Below are 17,994 nucleotides of genomic sequence, written 5' to 3' on the forward strand. Positions count from 1 at the left end.
CATCTTTATTTGGAGGTTTTATTCTTCCGTCCTTTATTCGATCATATGTTTTAATAAAACACCGTCATGTTCACCAAGTTGTCTTGGATCTAAAAATAATTGTGAATGATCTTTAGTAGCTACTGTAATGTTGTCGTGTGTAAGATCAAGTACAGTCGTAAACTCATATTCAACACCATCTCGCTGTTCAGCCTTCAAGTTTACAAAGCATATTGAGTGAAATCTGATGTGCTTTTTTGTTGTCTTGATGAGAGAAATATTGGTATACCAATATAAGTAGTCAATAGTTCTTAATGTTTAATACTAGTTTACTTATTTTTGTGGGAAATTAATTAAAGAAGACCCACTTAAAGTGGGTAATAAAGGGATCAGTATTTTTTTAATTGGCTAGATATTATTGATATTTAAGTTCTGTATAAGAGCAAAAGAAATGAGAAAAAGCCTAAATAAACCCAGTACCATATCTCTCGGACCAATTCTCTGCCGCCGTAAGCACCAACTATTTCAAAGACCAGACCTGAAGCAAATAATGCCATGAGAGCCATTACAAATAACATTACTCCCCAATCGCTCAATCCATACAATCGTTCAGGCTTTTCGCCATCCTTTTTTCGATATATCCAGTTTTTAATTGATCTGTAGTAAAAGTAAGAAGCACCAATTCCCAGAACTATCATGAAGAGAGTAGATGCTGAGTTGTTGGTTGATGGACTACCTGTCACTCTATATCCACTATAAATCACAGCATTCACTTTAAAATTAATAAGGAATAGGAATAAAAAAATTCCTAAATTTTTTAATAAAAACATATTAGTCTCGTTTTAATATTTGACCTCTCTATTGTGCCTAACAACAACACCAATAATCGATATTATAATTTGTAACGAGTTAAGTGTTGGAAATTCTGGATTTAATGGTACTGATTCATACGAAAGACTTTTTTTAGTTGGTTTAATCGTTTGATTTTTATACCTTTTAACATGAAGTGTGAGTAACGCTATTTTTGAGGGGGCTACTCACAAAAATTGGTAATGTCATGTAAGACTAGTTCAGCATAAAAAATACTAAGTGACATTAGCTCAAGATTTTACTTCATACTAGTTCATATAAGGTAATGATGATGTTAGGAATGATGTAATAACGCATCAACGCTTTAACCAAAAAATCCCTGCTTATGCAGGGATTTTTTATTTTTCACGTAATTTTAAGAAATAATTAAGTTCCATTATTTATATTAAAAACAGGAACAGCAGCTAGAAGTTCCTCTTTTGTTACAACCATGCTTATTTACTTGTAGGCATGGTTTTTTTTAGCCTAATAAAATAATTAACCATGTAATAGCAATGATAGAGAGTGCAACAAATTGGGCAGCACTTCCCATATCTTTTGCATTTTTAGAAAGCTGATGTTTTTCAAGAGAAACTCGATCAACCACTGCCTCAATAGCCGAGTTGAATAGCTCAACGATCATTGCAAAAAGACATACAATAATCAGTAATACATGTTCACTACGGCTCACATCAAGAAAAAAACTAACCGGAATCAAAATAATATTAATCAAAACAATTTGGCGAAAAGCTGCCTCATTTTTATAAGCTGCTTTAAATCCTGAAATAGAGTAGCCCGTTGCATTTAATATGCGCTTAAGACCGCTTTTACCCTTATAGGGAGAATAGCTATTCATATACTTATATTTCTGACACTTTTCATGCATTATATAATTTGGGTCTTAAAAAATTATTAAATCTTTTTTAAAGATTTCGACTTTATAACTCAATAGAGAAGAAAAGATGAAAAAATTATGTGTAGCGTTGGGCCTTGCAATTGGAAGCATCCATGCAAGTTATGCTGAGCCAACAGTAACCCCGCAAGTACCAGGATATTATCACCATCAATTTGGAAACTACCGTGTAACTTCTTTGCTTGATGGTACGATTTATTTAAATCCTGATTTATTCAAAAACTTAAATCAGGCCCAGAAAACTAAAATCTTAACGAAATATGCTGCTGTTAATGAGAAAGGGATTCAAACCTCGGTAAATGCATTTTTAGTTGATGATGGAAAAAGTTTAACGCTTGTAGACAGTGGGGCAGCAAGTTGTTTTGGCCCGCAACTTGGCTCGATTGCAAAAAATATTGAATTGGCAGGTTATAAGCTTACTGATGTAAAAACTGTTTTACTTACTCATCTACACCCAGACCATGTGTGCGGTATTGCTCAAAATGGAAAAGCTGTATTTCCAAATGCAACTGTATATGCACATGAGCGTGAAGCTGATTACTGGTTAAATCCAGCTTCTGAAAAAACAGTGCCAGCAGACAAAAAAGAAAATTATTTGGGCACTGTTAAAAACGTAAAAACTGCTCTTGCTCCATACCAAGCAAAAAAAGCATTCAAGACATTTAAAGATGGCGACGTCATTCAAGGTTTTGAGGTAATCGATACTCGTGGTCATACACCAGGTCATCATAGCTTCCGCTTAAAAAGTAATGATCAGCAAATTATTTTTGTTGGAGACATTGTCCACTCACATTCATTGCAATTTGATGCTCCAAAAACTGGGGTAGATTTTGATGTGAATTCTGAGCAGGCGATTAATACACGTTTAAAAATGTTTGCTGAAATTTCAAATAAGCAACAATGGGTTGCCGCACCACATTTACCATTTCCGGGCATTGGTCATGTTTATAAAGTAAATGCCGAGCAATATCAGTGGATCCCGCTCTATTTTGATAATGTTGTAGAGAAATAAAAAAACAGGGCATTTATTGCCCTGTTTTTTTATTAAAAACTTTATTTATTTTGCTGTTTTTTCATAATTAATAACGGCTTCACGGCCAAGTGCCGGGTCATCTGTAAAGACTCCATCAACTCCAGCTTTAAAATAGGCTTCAAACTCTTTTAAAGCACCAGATGGACAGCGCTCCGCTGGTTTATCTTGACTACATTTTAAAGGTGTTGGTAAATAATAATTTTCTGGGCGGAAAGTATAAGGATGTACTTTTAACCCAGCTGTATGTGCATCAGAAATAAACGAAGTTGTTTGAACTGAGCCACTGTCATTAAAGTTAAGAATATAGCCTTTGCTTGGCCCTACACCGTTTGCATATTTAGCAACTTCTTTTAAGCCTTGTGCTGTGGCTAAATCAGCATAAGTTTTAGTTTCACCAGATTCAACGAAGTCGGCTGGTTGCGAAGTTTTAGCGTCATATAATTGAATAATTTGTGCATGTTTAAGTGTCTTATGAAGATCAAGCTCCCTTTTTAAATCTTTTAAGTTTTGAACTTCAAAAGACTGTAAATAAACAGGTGCAATATCACGTGTATATTCGTATTTGGCTAAGGTTTTAAGAAGGGCATCTTCCATTGCCAGTTTCTGATTTTTAAAGTAAGTCGGATGTTTGGTTTCAATATATAAACCAATAATTTTTCCCGTTTTCTTATAATTTGCTTCAGCCAGTTCAATCACTTGCTCTAGAGTCGGGACAGGGTAGAGGTCATTATAGGCTGTGTTTGCTGGTCGGAACTCTGGAATGCGTTCACGCGCTTTAAGCTGCTGTAATTCACTTAAAGTGAAGTCTTCTGTAAACCAGCCTGTTAAGTCTTTACCATCAATATTTTTTGTTGTTTTACGATCTGCAAACTGGCTTAAAGTGCTTACATTAGTTGTTCCCCCAATCTCATTTTCATGGCGAGTAACCAATACGCCATCTTTTGTAGAGACTAGATCAGGTTCAATGAAATCTGCGCCATCATCAATCGCTTTTTGATATGAAGCTAATGTGTGTTCAGGACGCAAAGCGCTCGCGCCGCGATGTCCTACCACTAAAATTTTAGGAAGTTGATATTCTGGTGTGGTTGGTGAGTTTTCAGTTTTATCGTCATCATTACAACCAACCAAGCTAATTAAACTTAAGCATAAAAGTGCTCTTTTAAACATAATTCTACTCATATTGTTTTAGTCGAAACGTATTTAGTCTGATGATTGAACTTGACGTGATCATGAAGAATTCATGAATTTTCAGTGACACTTGTTAAAACCTTGTTTATGGGTTTGTAGGAAATGCCAGTTCTTGCTTTGTTTTTGTTCTAATTGCATTTATTGTGTTAATTCTACTTGTCTTTTTTATATTGCTCGTTGATGATCAAGAGGGCAAATTTGGTATTGCCATCTGTTAATTGACGACCTAATTCTGAGCGGCCATGCTATCTAAATTTTTTATTCAGCGTCCCATTTTTGCCAGTGTACTCGCAATTATTGTTATGGCATTTGGTATTTTCTCGGTGCTGAATTTACCCGTAGAGCGCTATCCTGATATTGCCCCTCCTAAAATTACAGTATCGGCAAGTTATAGTGGTGCGGATGCACAAACGGTTGAGCAAAGTGTTACTCAGATTTTAGAACAACAAATACAAGGTATTGATAATTTACTTTATTTTAGCTCTACCAGTGATTCATCAGGACGTAGCCGAATTACCATTAGTTTTGATAATGGCACAAATCCAGATACAGCACAGGTCCAAGTACAAAATAGTATTAGTGGCGTCATAAGACGTTTACCCGATGAAGTACAACGCCAAGGGGTGACTGTGAGCAAGTCACTTGGCGATACTTTTATGGTGGTAGGTTTATATGACTCAACTGGTAAATCGGGCAATATTGAGCTATCGGACTATTTAACTACGCATGTGGTAGATGACCTGAACCGTATTGAAGGGGTAGGTGAGTCAGATGTTTTTGGTTCGCAATATGCGATGCGAATCTGGCTAAATCCAGAGAAATTAAAACAATACAATTTAATGCCAAGTGATGTTGCGAATGCAATCACTGCTCAAAATACACAAGTTGCCGCAGGTGCAATCGGTGATTTACCCGTTATTGATGGACAATATTTAAATACGAAAGTCACCGCAGGATCTCGATTAAAAACAGTCGAAGATTTTAAAAATATTGTAGTGAAAGCAAATCAAACAGCGAGCTATGTCTACTTAAAAGATATTGCTAGAGTGGAGTTGGGTGCAGAGAATTATCAGTCTTTTAATACTATTAATGGTTATCCAGCCGCTGGTTTAGGTATTTCGCTGTCTTCGGGGGCGAATGCGATTCAGACCTCAAAACTCATCCATCAAACTCTAGATCAGCTTACAACTAAGCTACCTACTGGCTATAAAATTGTTTATCCACGAGATAATACGCCGTTTGTTCAAGAGTCTATTAAGGAAGTTGTAAAGACGCTTATTGAAGCCATTATTTTAGTTATTTTGGTGATGTTCCTGTTCTTGCAAAGCTGGCGCGCTACACTCATTCCAAGTATTACCGTTCCTGTGGTTATTTTGGGAACTTTTGCTGTTTTATATGTGCTCGGTTTTAGTATTAACACCTTGACGCTGTTTGCATTGGTGCTCGCCATTGGTTTGCTAGTAGATGATGCGATTGTGGTGGTTGAGAATGTTGAACGACTCATGCATGAACAGCATTTAACGCCGAAAGAAGCAGCCATTGAGTCGATGGGAGAAATTAGTGGTGCCTTAGTCGGAATTACATTGGTTTTAACTGCTGTTTTTATTCCAATGTCGTTTTTAGGTGGCTCAATTGGCGTGATTTACCGTCAGTTTTCTATTACTTTAGTTGCCGCTATGGCGTTATCACTCGTCGTGGCATTAGTGTTAACACCTGCTTTATGTGCCTTAATTTTAAAGCCTAATCCAGAGCCTATGCGCTGGGCAGTTTGGTTTAACAAAAAAATTGATCAACTTAAAAATCAATATATAAAAATCGTCCAGACAAGCATTCGGTACAGTAAATCGGTTATTGTGATTTTTGTGGCTTTGATTGCTGTTTTTGCACTGTTCTATAGTGGTTTAAAAAGTGGATTTATTCCTAAAGAAGACCAAGGCATTTTAAGCGTACAAATTAAGCTTGTTGATAGTGCTCCAATCTCGCAAAGTCAAAAAATTGGAGAACAAGTCCGCCAATATTTCTTAACTCAAGAAGATAAAAATGTGGATCTGGTTTTGATCCGCTATGGCCGAAATTATTCTGGTACAGGCCAGAACTTGGCTCAAGGATTTATTGCCTTAAAACCTTGGGATGTGCGTACTGGAAAAGAAAATTCAGCTGACGCTATACAAAAGCGTGCGATGAAATATTTTAGTCAATTTAGGAATGCACAAATTAATGTGACATTACCTGCTTCGGTCAATGGTTTGGGTCAAACAGATGGTCTGGATTTATGGATTCAAGATTTAAATGGTCAAGGGCAAGATTTTCTAGATAACACCTTCCGCCAGTTGCAAACACAGAGCAAAAACTATTCAAGTTTTGAAAACTTTGATAAGCAATCTACTAACAGTAAAGCAAACCTCAATATCAAAATTGACCAGAAACAAGCATTAGCAAATGGATTAGAGCTTCCTGCGATCAACAACACTTTGTCAAGTGCGTGGGGTGGAACGTATGTGAATGACTTTATTGACCGTGGTCGTATCAAGCGCGTTATGATTCAAGGTGATGCCCAGTTCAGATCAAAACCAGAAGATTTATATAACTGGTCTGTGCGTAATAACCAAAATGAAATGGTGCCTTTTAGTTCATTTGCTAACTTTAGCTGGGGCGGCGCTCCTGAAATCGTAAAACGCTATATGGGTTATAGTGCCTTGCAGTTACAGGCAGATGTTGCGAGTGGCAGCAGTTCAGGTCAGGCAATGAAAGATGTTGAACAACTTGTAAATCAGCAAAAAGATGTCGGTTTAGCTTGGACAGGTTTATCTTTTGAAGAACAGAAGTCGACAAATCAGGCCGTCTGGTTATATTTAATTTCGGCAGGCTTTATTTTCTTATGTTTAGCCGCACTCTATGAAAGCTTGAGTATTCCAGCCGCTGTGCTGACCTCTATTCCGTTAGGTGTGGGAGGAAGTGTCATTTTCTCTTATATTTTTGGACTGCCTAATGATGTGTATTTCCAAATTGCGCTATTAACTACAATTGGATTGTCTTGTAAAAATGCCATTTTAATTGTTGAGTTCGCCGCCTTGGCTCAAGAAAAAGGTAAGAATGCCATTCAGGCGGCTTTAGAGGGTGCTAGCTTACGTTTAAGACCGATTTTAATGACCTCTTTGGCTTTTGGTGCAGGAGTGATTCCTCTTGTATTTGCACAAGGTGCAGGAGCTGTAAGCCGCCAAGAAATCGGTATTAGTATTTTAGGTGGCGTTATGTTCGGTACAGTACTGGTTCTGTTCTTTATTCCCGTCATGTACGTGTTGCTGCGTTCGCTGTTTAGATCGAAAGCTACTAGTTAAAAGTAAACAATTTAAAAAGAGGTATTAAATCAAGTATATTAAGATTAACTTTCTCTTTATATATTTGATTTAAATGCCTCAAGAAAAAAAATTAACAGAGCAACAGGTCATCGCACTAGAACGAGATCTGGCCAAGTTTGCAACCATGATGGACAGTGCGGTTCGCATTCCTTTTACAAAGCAAGGTATTGGTGCCGATGCTGCACTGAGTACTATTCCGATTGCCGGTGATGTCGCTGGTTTCGCATTGACGTGTTATGCGATTTATAAAGCCAAACAAATTGGTGTGCCTCAACATAAGCTAACGCCAGTCATCAAACTCGCTGTTGTAGATGCAGTAGTCGGATTTGTTCCTGTGGCTGGGACTATTTTTGATATTTTTATAAGACCAAGTCGAAAAGCACTAGATGTAGTTCATACGCATATACGGGAAGAATATGCGATTCAGAGTGATATTCATGTCGTTCATCCATACTTACATGAAAAACTCGAAAAGAAGCAGCAGAACTCAGCTTTTTGGCGCAATCCTGTTGTCAGTTGGTTATGGTTGCATATTCCCGATTTAGTAGGTGCATTAGTACTGCTTTTAATTGGCTTAGCTGTTTGGTGGGGTGCAAGCTATCTTTGGAGTCTTTATCAAACCATGTAATAAAAAATAAAGCCTCCATTTGGAGGCTTTATTTTTACATTAAACGTTTTATGGGCAATCTAATTGATGTAAAGCTGCCACACGTTGTTCAATTGTTGGGTGGGTTTGGAACAAAGCAGCTAAGCTGAAACCTTGTTCTTTACCTTCCGCAATTGCGAAGGCTTTCATTTCTTTTGGCATTTGATCTGGCATTTCTGTCTCAGCTTGGAGACGTAATAATGCAGAAATCATTGCTTGTTTACCTGCTAAACGTGCACCAGCTTCATCAGCACGGTATTCACGATAACGAGAGAACCACATCACAATGGCAGAAGCGAGAATACCAAAGACGATATCCAATACCATGGTAATAATGAAGTAACCCATACCCGGAGCTTCATCGTCTTGACGACCAAAGACATTACGGTCGATAAAGTCACCAACGACACGAGCAAAGAACATAACAAAGGCGTTCACAACACCTTGGATGAGCGCTAGGGTAACCATGTCACCATTCGCAACGTGACCAATCTCGTGCGCAAGCACTGCACGTAGTTCATCTTTGTTCATACGTTCAAGTAGACCAGATGAAACGGCAACTAAGGCATCATTTTTGTTCCAGCCTGTTGCAAAGGCATTGGATTGATATGATGGAAAAATACCAACCTCTGGCATGTTGATACCAGCACGTTGAGAAAGTTCAGCGACTGTTTGCAATAACCAGCTCTCAGCTTGGTTACGAGGAGCATTCGGGTCGATCAGTTCTGTACCGGTCGTTTTCTTAGCCATCCATTTTGACATGAATAACGAGATTAAAGATCCCACCATACCAAACACAAAACAGATCACTAAAAGGTTGCCTAGATTCAAGCCACCCGCGCCATGGTAACTACCGACACCGAAGAGTGACAAAATAATGCCAGCTACAACCAGTACCGCGAGGTTGGTAAGCAAAAACAAACCAATCCGCATCATTGAGAAAATCCTCTTATAAATAAAATGTTATCTGATTTACAAATTCGAAATCATGAAGCTAATATGCGGGGCTTGGGGGAAAAATTCAAGAAAAAAATAAGGAATTGATACATTCTTTCACGTAGCAGAATGTACCTAAATTTAAAGAATAATTGGCTAAATTCGTCAAAATGGTAAAGATCAGGTAATAGATCATTACAATTTAAAACATCTGAACTTACCTAAGAAGAACTGCGAACTGCCGTTCTTCTTTACTGTTTATTCAATTCTTATATGGGCAATTGCGGTGGCATTATTGGTGACATAAGTGCCTGTTGGTGCATCGGTATAGGTACCGTCAGATAAAGTCACGATTTGACGAGAAGATGAATATTTAGGTGATTGAGTCGTAATTTGAGCTGTTGTGTTTTCTGCCAAATTAGAAGGATGTGAAACGGTTTGTACTGAAGCATTAGTAAAAGATGAGAAACCTGAACCCGATGCATATAGGTTTTGGTATCGACTTGTTACACGGCGCACATAATCTTGTGTTTCACGGAAAGGGGGGATACCGCCATATTTGTCGACATTACCTTCACCGGCATTGTAAGCCGCAAGCGCCATTTGTGTGTTTCCATTAAAACGCTTGAGCAACCAACTTAAATATTTAGCGCCTGCAAAAATATTTTGTTGCGGGTCATAGGCGTTAGAGACATTAAAACGACGCGCAGTCGCAGGCATGAGCTGCATTAAGCCTTGAGCACCTACTGGCGAACGAGCTCTTACGTTAAATCCTGACTCGGTATGCATAACGGCTTTAATTAGACCTTCTGAAACACCATGTTGTTGTGCAGCTTGTCTAATAATGTGGTCGAAAGCATTTTTATTCTTATTGTAGCTTGGCAAAACAGAAGCTTCGGATGCTCCCCAGTTTGTATAACTATGAATATTACTATCAGGGTAATAGGTCACTTTTACTTTTTTAAGAGAGTGGTCATAGCTTTTTCGGTTGGTGAGTAATGTACTACCGTTTTTATCTTGGTAAATATACATTTGACCTGCTGAACTCGAAGTTATGCCGACCGTAAAAGTGGTCATCCCCAGCAAACAAGAAATAAGAAATTGAACCGAATTTTTCATTTTATGTTATTCACAATTTTTAGGTACTCAAAACTTGCAAAAGAGTTTATCAAAAAATATTACTTAAAGAAGATTTGTGTAATTTTTTTTATTTCGACTCTTTCAAAAAATCAAGCTGATTTGTTTGAATGCTCATCAAAAAAAATTAAAAAATTTTTTTAAAATGATTCTATTGACATGGTTAACTTGTTGATTATTAAAAATAAAAAACATTGGTTAAAAAATGATCAATTTAAAGAAAACCCTTAACAGAAGGCCAAAACAGTTTGTCAAGTACGAAGAAATCCACAATTTTATCCACAGGTTTTGTGGAAAACTGTGGAAAAGTCCAAAAAGTAAGCATTTTGCACAAATTTTGAACGCTTCAGTCAAAATAGAGCATGTGTTTTGCATCATGCACGAGCAATGTGACGACTTCAAGAATTGAAACTATTCTTTTGATGCGATTCTCTTCTGAATCATATAAAATTGCGCGGTATTTTTATTTATGGGTATATCTCGTCTATGTACGCGCCAGTTGAGTCCAATCAGGGATTTAATTTTAAGCCTGAACTTCCAACAAGCTCGGCCTATTACCGTTTGCTCAAGAAGCTTCGCCGTCAAGTTGGGCATGCTATTCGTGACTTCAATATGATTGAAGATGGCGATAAGGTCATGGTGTGTGTGTCTGGTGGTAAAGACAGTTATACCTTGCTCGATATTTTGTTGCAGTTTAAGCGTATTGCACCAATCAATTTTGAGGTGGTTGCGGTTAACCTTGACCAAAAACAACCAGGCTTTCCTGAAGATGTTTTGCCTCGTTATATGGAAGAGAACAACATTCCATATTACATTTTAGAAAAAGATACCTATACCATTACTAAACGCTTAACGCCGGAAGGTAAAACCTACTGTGCAGTGTGTTCACGTTTACGCCGTGGTTCTTTATATGGCTTTGCACAAGAGATTGGTGCGACTAAAGTTGCTTTAGGTCATCACCGCGATGACATCATTGCAACATTCTTCTTGAATTTGTTCCATGGCGGTAGCTTAAAGGCGATGCCTCCAAAGCTTTTATCGTCAGATAAAAAGAACATTTTGATTCGTCCTTTGGCATATGTTGAAGAAAAAGACATTATTAAATATGCCGAGATTCGTCAGTTCCCAATCATTCCATGTAACCTTTGTGGTTCGCAGGAAAACCTACAGCGTGCCATGCTTAATGAAATGCTACGTGAATGGGATAAACAATATCCGAAGCGCTTACACAGCATTTTCGGGGCATTACAAAACGTATCTCCGTCTCAGTTAGCAGACCGCGAATTGTTTGATTTCGAAGCTCTAGATTCTCAGCGCGAGTTGGATATTAAAGATCCGGAAGAGCTTAAGAACCGTTTAGATGTCGTGAACTTAAGCTTCGCTGCTGAATAAACGCTAGCATAAAGAATGTTAAAGGCACTTTATAAACAAGTGCCTTTAATGTATCAAAATACTAAAAAATGAATGTTCCGTACAAAAAGTCATAGCCCAAAATTTAAATTACATGCTATAACAAGCCACAAGCAGAATTGCTTCACATGATGTTGTCTGGATAGACAACCAGAGAAATTGAACAAATAAATTTGAGGAAGAATCATGCCTGCATTTTTAACTGAAGATTGGTTTGCGACTGTCGAAAAATTAACTGCTGAAGCAGGTGATCTTAATTTGCCGCCCGCTCTTGCGAACTTGGCAATTAATTTAGTAGTTACAGATGCTTCTGGAAATACCGAATTAGCTTTAGATGGGGGTAAAATCCAAAAAGGTTTGTCTTCAAATGCCAAAACAACTTTAAATATGGATGCTGAAACTTTACGTAAAGTATTCTTAGAGTTTGATATGGCTGCTGCTATGCAGGCATTCATGACTGGTAAAATTAAAGTTCAAGGCGACATGTCTCAATTAATGGCTTTACAAACAGCTAAGCCAAGCCAAGAACAAAAAGATTTGTTTAAGAAAGTATTAGAGCATACTGCTTAAATCTAAAAGAATTCATATAAAAAGCTTACCCATAGAGGTAAGCTTTTTATTTGTACAAACAATGAATTTATCAACTTTTAAAAATAAAAATTAGATATTGATTCGTGTTTGCGCCGTTTTGATATGTTCAAGATAAGCACGGATACGAGTGACATATTGAACCGCTTGCTTATATCGACCATTACGCGTTTTATTACTTTGCAAATAGTCATAGAGATTGACCCATTTGTTCGGATCTTTCCCTTGAGACTGCAAGCGCTTTTGAATCTGACTTACCGCACCCGGTCCCATGTTATAAGCCACAAGTGCATACCAGTTCCGATCAGGGAACGGAATATTATCAAATTCGGTAAGCATCAGATCGTAATACTTCGCGCCGCCCTGAATACTCTGAGCAGGATCGCTACGATTGCTTACACCCATTGCTCGAGCAGTGCTATTGGTTAACATCATTAAGCCGCGAACACCTGTGGGAGAAACAGATTCTGGCTTTAAATATGACTCTTGATAACCAATTGCGGCAAGTAAATGCCAATCTAGATCATACTTCGCTGCGCTTTGCTTAAAGCTCGCTTTGTAGATCGGTAAACGTGTGCTTAAGTCACGTTGAATGGTTGACCATGCTTCTGGTTTCACCACATTGCGGTTATAAAAAGAGGCAAGCTGTTGGGTCACACCATTTTGCTTACTTTGGCATACAAAGCCGCTGGCGGTCTGTGTGAGTGGGTCATCAGCCTGTTTAAATACCCAACTCAACTCAGGATTTAAGCCATTTTTTTGCAAATTTGCTGTGTCACCACAACTTGCAGAAAACGACATTAAACCTTTGTTTTCGATTGTGCTTAAACCTGCTGTAGTCATCGCAAAGTTTGCTTTACCTTGCTGAACCCATCTAAGAGCAGTGGCATTGTCTGCCACGATTTTAAAGTCCAGCTTTACATTTAGGTTCTGTGCATAGTTACGTGCTAAGTCGTAACCAAAACCGTGTAAAAACTGATCTTCTTTGAAAACGGTTGTCGGGCTTTCTACCGCAACAACAGTTAAAGTATTTGTGTTAACTACAGTATTGTACTGTAGGGTTTTTCCTGCATTAAGACTATGAAATGGGAGAAATATAGTACTGAGTGCAAGAGCTTTTAACGGGAGAGAAGAAAATAAAGAGTTAAGGCAAAGCCTCGACCCAGAACTTGAATTACTGTGCATGTTGTCTCCGCTACAGATAATTTATGCCCTAAAAGTCAGACAAAAAGCTGCCATAACTTCTAAAAGTTGATAAATTCAATAAGGGGTGGGCAGTCATGACGTCATTCAAAATGACATGAAATGAAAAAAACAAACTGTGTAGATAATCTACATAGTTTTCGAGTGGGTTAAAAAATGCTCAACATTTAAACTGCGCGCATCATAATATTGAAAAAAAGTAATGTCAAATTTTGTACAATTAAAACTTCGATATATCATCATAAACACATGAATTTCTTAAGGAAGAAAATTTATACACTTCTGATGTGAGAAAATAGGGTATAAAATGCTACATCTTGTAAGCGATATGTTGTTGAACAGTGGTTTTTTATCATGAAATCTAACTTAATCACTCGGTCAGGACATGACAAATTAGTTGCTGAATTAAAACAACTTTGGCATGAAGAACGACCGGAAATCACTAAAAAAGTAAACTGGGCTGCAAGCTTAGGTGACCGCAGTGAAAACGCGGATTATCAATATAATAAGCAGCTCCTTCGAAAAATTGATCGACGCGTACGCTATTTAGGAAAACGCTTAGAAGAATTAAAAATTGTTGATTACTCTCCTGAGCAAGACGGCAAAGTTTATTTTGGCGCTTGGGTCGAGATTGAAAACGAAGAAGGTGAGCAAAAAACTTTACGTATTGTTGGAATTGATGAAATTTATGATCATCACCCTCAACATATCTCGATTGAGTCACCTATGGCTCGCGCATTGCTCGGCAAAGAAGTTGATGATGAGATTGAAGTACACACGCCATCTGGAAAAAAGCTGTGGTATATCAATACAATTCGCTATGAAAAGACGGAAAACTCAGAAATTTAAACAGATTTGTGTTTATTTTGAGCGGTTGAATTAAAAATTAAATAAAAGATTTGCCAACTTCAATTTTTATTTATATTATAGCGCTCGTTGGAAGCGTGGCAGAGCGGTTTAATGCACCGGTCTTGAAAACCGACGAGGGTGTGAGTCCTCCGTGAGTTCGAATCTCACCGCTTCCGCCAGATTCTTAAAAGCCCTTGTTAATGACAAGGGCTTTTTTTTACCTGTAATTTTAAACTGTTCAAGTGAAGAAAAAATATAATATGGCGTGATTCAACATAACTATTAAACAGTAGGAATTGTTCCACCATCAATCACATATTCAGTACCTGTAATTGCAGATGCGCGGGATGATGCCAAAAATGCGATAAGATTTGCTATTTCATCTGGTTTAGCTGGTCGTCCCATAGGAATTCCTCCGATTGAATCCATAACTATCTGTTTACCACCTTCATAATCTGTGCCAGCTTGTAAAGCCAGTCGCTCTGCAAGAGCAATAGACGCCTCTGTTTCAATCCATCCTGGCGAGACTTGAACAACCCGAACACCTTTGGGGGAAATTTCTTTTGACAAGCTTTTACTATAAGTCGCTAGTGCTGCTTTTGCGGCAGCATAAGCTGTCGTGGCTTCAGGTAAAGGAAGTGAGCGTTGTATAGACGTAACGTGGATTACAACACCTTGACCTTGCTGAATCATATCGGGAATTAATTGACGATCAATACGTATTGCAGGCATCAGATTTAAGTGAAGTTCTTTGTACCACTCTTCATCGGTTAATGCTGCAAATCCGCCCGCTGGTGCAGATGAGCCACCAAGCATGTGTACAATGATATCTACACCACCTAATAACTCTTGTGCTGCTTGGACGACAGCTTCACAACCTTCTCGAGTTGTGAGATCAGCAGAAACAAAATATGCATTATTCGGTAAATAATCTGGTTGAGTTCTAGCAGTGGTTAGTACTGTTGCGCCGAGTTCATGGAATAATTGAACTGTGGCAGCGCCAGTACCTTTTGTACCGGCAGTGATTAAGGCACGTTTTCCTTTTAACGTAATAAAATCTTCCATTAATAAATCCTCAATTTAACAACTTTGCCATTTTCGAGTGTGAACTGAAACTTAAGTTTCACAGGGCTATTTGGAAAGTTGCCACTCCCTTGTGTTAAAACCGTGCTGATATGGTCTGTATTGGAAACCTCAATAATTTCAAGAGAGTACTGGTATTTTTCTTTCATTGTTAGCAACCATGTACGAATTTCCACAATTCCTTTGTATAGACTGCCATCATCTTCAACAATGGCAGATTCAGAAAAAATATGGTTCAAAGCGTCTACGTCGTTCGCTTGATCAGCATCAAAGTATGCGCTAACCACTTCTGGTATATCTTTCATGATTCTCTCTTTTTGAATGATCCTAATCGATGTCTTAAATTTTATAATTTGACGATTGTCCTAACAATCCGTATAAAATGGGATGTTTAGTTGAATAAATCAGGATAATGGAACGAGCAAATTTAAATGATCTAAAAGCAGTAATGGCAATCGCCAAGCGCGGAACTTTTCGTGGAGCTGCGATCGAACTCGGTATGTCAACAACCGCATTAAGTCATGCAATCGGAAAGTTAGAGGGCAATCTGGGTGTCCGCCTGTTTAATCGGACAACACGTAGTGTCTCATTGACAGAGGCTGGCAGACTTTTTGTGGAACAAGTGGGGCCTGCACTTCAGAATATTCATAGCGCGTTGGATATTGTACGTTCACAGAGAGAATCACCGTCAGGTACATTAAGAATCAATGCGGCTGCATTTGCAGCGAGAGAAATTATTTCTCCTGTGATTATTGAATTTCTTCGACGTTACCCAGAAATGAATATTGATTTGGTCACTGAGGGTAAACTTGTTGACATTATCGCTGATGGTTTTGATTTAGGCATTCGGGTCGCACATCTTGTTCCAAGTGATATGATTGCGGTGTCCCTTGGTAAACTTCAGAAATATGTGGTTGTTGGTTCACCTGAATATTTTAAGCGTTATGGGAAGCCACAAATACCAACAGATCTTTTTAGACATAAATGTATTCGAGTACGTCTACCTGATGGTGCACTATTTCGCTGGAAATTTGAAAAAAATGGAGAAATTATTCAAATTGATGTGCAAGGACCAATTACCCTTGATGAAGCAAGCTTATCAAGAGCAGCAGTATTAGAGAGCATTGGCCTAGGATACTTTATGGAACAGGATGTTCGTGCTGAAATTGAGTCAGGTCAACTTGTTTCTGTATTGGACGATTGGATGCCTTGTATGTCTGGTCTTTGTTTATATTATTCAGGAAGACGTAATCAATCTGCGGGTTTGAAAGCCTTCCTTGCCCTAGTTCGTGAAGTAGCCCTGAATAATGAGTAATTTGTTGTATATGAATTTTGAGGATTAGAATTATAAAAAGCTAGATTGTGCAGGATGAAGTTGGATGATTTTTAATTTAATTTTTTGAAATATATAATTTTATTTTTAAGCCGTATCAGAGAAGAGTTATATAAAAAATTGCTTCCGTCAGATTTTTAAAAAGTCCTTGTTCATGACAAGGGCTTTTTTTATGCCTAGTGTCTACATTACTGTAAGATTTAGCTTAAATATTGCTAACAAATCCTGAAAATTTCATATAAATCAAATGAGTATATATTTTAATCAAAATTATTGTATTTATATAATATATTTTTTGTTTTCAGTATCTTACTTGTAACGCTTCTATATATCAGAATCGAACAAGTTATTTGTAGATTATTCATTTATTGATATATGATGAGCCAATATTTAGAGACTGTTTCAAAACATAATTCTATTGTTCAGCGAGCAAGTTCAAGGAAGGAATGATGCTGAATTCAGTTTTCTAAACCCGATATCTGGAAATTATTTCCGCCCCAAAATTGTATTTTGACCCATTGGTTGGCAATGCCTGACTCTTTTGTAAGACAGGCGTTTCCTATTTTAGGATGTATCTATGAAAAAATTATTTAGTGTTCTGTTCAGCGCATCTGTTCTAACACTGACTGCATGTAATAAAGAACCTGCAAAAACTGAAAATACAGTATCAGCTAAAGACAAAACTGAGTCAGTTCGAACAATTAAACTGGTTTCAACAGGTTCAGACACTGACGTATGGAAATATGTTGCAACGCTTCCTGAAACTGCTCAAGCGGGCATTAAACTCGAAGTGACTAACCTGACTGACTATGTTGTATTGAATACATCTGTAGCAAGTGGCGAACAGGACGTAAATGCATTCCAGTCATTTAACTATTTGGCAGCTTATAACTCTTCAAATACAGCTAAAGTTGCTGCTGTTGCGACAACTTACCTAGAGCCAATGGGTATTTATGCAAATAAAGTTAAATCTGTTGAAGAGTTCCCACAAGGCGCAACTATCGCGATTCCAAACGATACTGCCAATGAAGCGCGCGCTTTAACATTATTACAGTCTGCTAAACTGATTAAACTCAAACCAGACTTTGATCCTGTAAAAGGGACGACCAATGACGTCGTTGAAAACCCTAAAAACTTACAATTAAAACCAATTCAAATGACTACGGCAGTTCGTGTTAAAAACGATGTAGACGCGATTGTGTTGGGTAATACATTGGCACTTGAGGGTGGCCTCAATGTAATGAAAGATTCTATCTTCCGTGAGCCTATTGACCAGTCTACAAAGCTTTATGTGAATTTGTTAGGTGTTGCTGAAGCAAACAAAAATGACCCGATCTATACAAAACTTGGTGAACTTTACCACTTACCTAAAGTTCAAAAGTTTGTGAGCGAAAAATTCGGTGGAACAAAAGTTGAAGTGAACAAACCTGTTTCTGAATTTGCAGACATCAAATAAGTAATTTTTTAATTTAAAATTATTTTTAAAAG

The 17,994-nt window shown here is 37.8% G+C and carries 15 protein-coding genes, 1 tRNA gene and 3 pseudogenes; 9 read left to right on the forward strand and 10 right to left on the reverse strand.

Annotation, left to right across the window (positions count from 1 at the left end; genetic code table 11):
• Window positions 1-39: 39 nt before the first annotated feature.
• From RMB06_RS01370 to RMB06_RS01385, 4 genes and pseudogenes are all read right to left on the reverse strand, one after another.
• Window positions 40-204, reverse strand: a pseudogene (locus RMB06_RS01370) (AAA family ATPase); the annotation flags it as partial.
• 200 nt (window positions 205-404) lie between these two features.
• Window positions 405-809 carry a putative four-helix membrane protein gene (locus RMB06_RS01375; RefSeq protein ID WP_206218242.1) on the reverse strand — a complete coding sequence of 135 codons (405 nt, stop codon included), beginning with the start codon at window positions 807-809 and terminating at the stop codon, window positions 405-407.
• A 12-nt stretch (window positions 810-821) separates the two neighbouring features.
• Window positions 822-926 (reverse strand): annotated as a pseudogene (locus RMB06_RS01380) (LexA family transcriptional repressor); the annotation flags it as partial.
• A 383-nt stretch (window positions 927-1,309) separates the two neighbouring features.
• Window positions 1,310-1,684: a diacylglycerol kinase gene (locus tag RMB06_RS01385; RefSeq protein ID WP_002118962.1), complete on the reverse strand. Its 375-nt coding sequence runs from the start codon at window positions 1,682-1,684 to the stop codon at window positions 1,310-1,312.
• Window positions 1,685-1,790: 106 nt separating this feature from the next.
• Here RMB06_RS01385 and RMB06_RS01390 point away from each other — a divergent pair, with 106 nt between their 5' ends.
• Complete coding sequence (locus RMB06_RS01390) at window positions 1,791-2,753, forward strand: MBL fold metallo-hydrolase (protein WP_311077909.1); 963 nt, start codon at window positions 1,791-1,793, stop codon at window positions 2,751-2,753.
• A 45-nt stretch (window positions 2,754-2,798) separates the two neighbouring features.
• Here RMB06_RS01390 and RMB06_RS01395 read toward each other — a convergent pair whose 3' ends face one another.
• On the reverse strand, window positions 2,799-3,941 hold the full coding sequence (locus tag RMB06_RS01395) for a glycerophosphodiester phosphodiesterase (protein ID WP_311077910.1): 1,143 nt from the start codon (window positions 3,939-3,941) through the stop codon (window positions 2,799-2,801).
• A 263-nt stretch (window positions 3,942-4,204) separates the two neighbouring features.
• Here RMB06_RS01395 and RMB06_RS01400 point away from each other — a divergent pair, with 263 nt between their 5' ends.
• Both RMB06_RS01400 and RMB06_RS01405 read left to right on the forward strand, forming a co-directional pair.
• Window positions 4,205-7,300 carry a multidrug efflux RND transporter permease subunit gene (locus RMB06_RS01400; protein WP_311077911.1) on the forward strand — a complete coding sequence of 1,032 codons (3,096 nt, stop codon included), beginning with the start codon at window positions 4,205-4,207 and terminating at the stop codon, window positions 7,298-7,300.
• Window positions 7,301-7,373: 73 nt separating this feature from the next.
• Window positions 7,374-7,949, forward strand: coding sequence for a DUF4112 domain-containing protein (locus tag RMB06_RS01405; protein ID WP_304594669.1), 576 nt, complete (start codon window positions 7,374-7,376; stop codon window positions 7,947-7,949).
• Between the two features lie 48 nt (window positions 7,950-7,997).
• Here RMB06_RS01405 and htpX read toward each other — a convergent pair whose 3' ends face one another.
• Both htpX and RMB06_RS01415 read right to left on the reverse strand, forming a co-directional pair.
• Window positions 7,998-8,903: a protease HtpX gene (htpX, locus tag RMB06_RS01410; RefSeq protein ID WP_002118851.1), complete on the reverse strand. Its 906-nt coding sequence runs from the start codon at window positions 8,901-8,903 to the stop codon at window positions 7,998-8,000.
• 258 nt (window positions 8,904-9,161) lie between these two features.
• Window positions 9,162-9,953 (reverse strand): annotated as a pseudogene (locus RMB06_RS01415) (lytic transglycosylase domain-containing protein); the annotation flags it as partial.
• A gap of 573 nt (window positions 9,954-10,526) precedes the next feature.
• On the opposite strand from RMB06_RS01415, the gene ttcA reads away from it, so the two are divergent.
• Window positions 10,527-11,432 (forward strand): tRNA 2-thiocytidine(32) synthetase TtcA, encoded by a 906-nt coding sequence (ttcA, locus tag RMB06_RS01420; protein ID WP_002118895.1) that lies wholly within the window; start codon window positions 10,527-10,529, stop codon window positions 11,430-11,432.
• A 204-nt stretch (window positions 11,433-11,636) separates the two neighbouring features.
• Complete coding sequence (locus RMB06_RS01425; protein ID WP_002118641.1) at window positions 11,637-12,020, forward strand: SCP2 sterol-binding domain-containing protein; 384 nt, start codon at window positions 11,637-11,639, stop codon at window positions 12,018-12,020.
• 90 nt (window positions 12,021-12,110) lie between these two features.
• Here the strand turns inward: RMB06_RS01425 and RMB06_RS01430 are convergent, their stop codons facing one another.
• On the reverse strand, window positions 12,111-13,223 hold the full coding sequence (locus RMB06_RS01430; protein ID WP_005067642.1) for a transglycosylase SLT domain-containing protein: 1,113 nt from the start codon (window positions 13,221-13,223) through the stop codon (window positions 12,111-12,113).
• A gap of 372 nt (window positions 13,224-13,595) precedes the next feature.
• On the opposite strand from RMB06_RS01430, the gene greB reads away from it, so the two are divergent.
• Together greB and RMB06_RS01440 are read left to right on the forward strand one after the other, a co-directional pair.
• Window positions 13,596-14,090 (forward strand): transcription elongation factor GreB, encoded by a 495-nt coding sequence (gene greB / locus RMB06_RS01435; RefSeq protein ID WP_002118865.1) that lies wholly within the window; start codon window positions 13,596-13,598, stop codon window positions 14,088-14,090.
• 89 nt (window positions 14,091-14,179) lie between these two features.
• Window positions 14,180-14,269, forward strand: a tRNA-Ser gene (locus RMB06_RS01440).
• A gap of 103 nt (window positions 14,270-14,372) precedes the next feature.
• On the opposite strand, the gene RMB06_RS01445 is transcribed toward RMB06_RS01440, so the two are convergent.
• The gene (locus RMB06_RS01445; protein WP_068614383.1) at window positions 14,373-15,155 is read right to left on the reverse strand and encodes an SDR family oxidoreductase; all 783 of its coding nucleotides are present in this window, start codon (window positions 15,153-15,155) and stop codon (window positions 14,373-14,375) included.
• Window positions 15,155-15,478: a nuclear transport factor 2 family protein gene (locus RMB06_RS01450; RefSeq protein WP_311077912.1), complete on the reverse strand. Its 324-nt coding sequence runs from the start codon at window positions 15,476-15,478 to the stop codon at window positions 15,155-15,157. Before RMB06_RS01450 ends, RMB06_RS01445 begins: the two co-directional genes overlap by 1 nt.
• Before the next feature lie 107 nt (window positions 15,479-15,585).
• On the opposite strand from RMB06_RS01450, the gene RMB06_RS01455 reads away from it, so the two are divergent.
• The gene (locus RMB06_RS01455; protein WP_274858327.1) at window positions 15,586-16,488 is read left to right on the forward strand and encodes a LysR family transcriptional regulator; all 903 of its coding nucleotides are present in this window, start codon (window positions 15,586-15,588) and stop codon (window positions 16,486-16,488) included.
• Between the two features lie 595 nt (window positions 16,489-17,083).
• Complete coding sequence (locus RMB06_RS01460; RefSeq protein WP_311077916.1) at window positions 17,084-17,962, forward strand: MetQ/NlpA family ABC transporter substrate-binding protein; 879 nt, start codon at window positions 17,084-17,086, stop codon at window positions 17,960-17,962.
• The last annotated feature ends 32 nt before the right edge of the window (window positions 17,963-17,994 follow it).

Source organism: Acinetobacter sp. V104_13, from assembly GCF_031798995.1.
In the GTDB taxonomy this organism is placed as follows: Bacteria; Pseudomonadota; Gammaproteobacteria; order Pseudomonadales; family Moraxellaceae; genus Acinetobacter; species Acinetobacter pittii.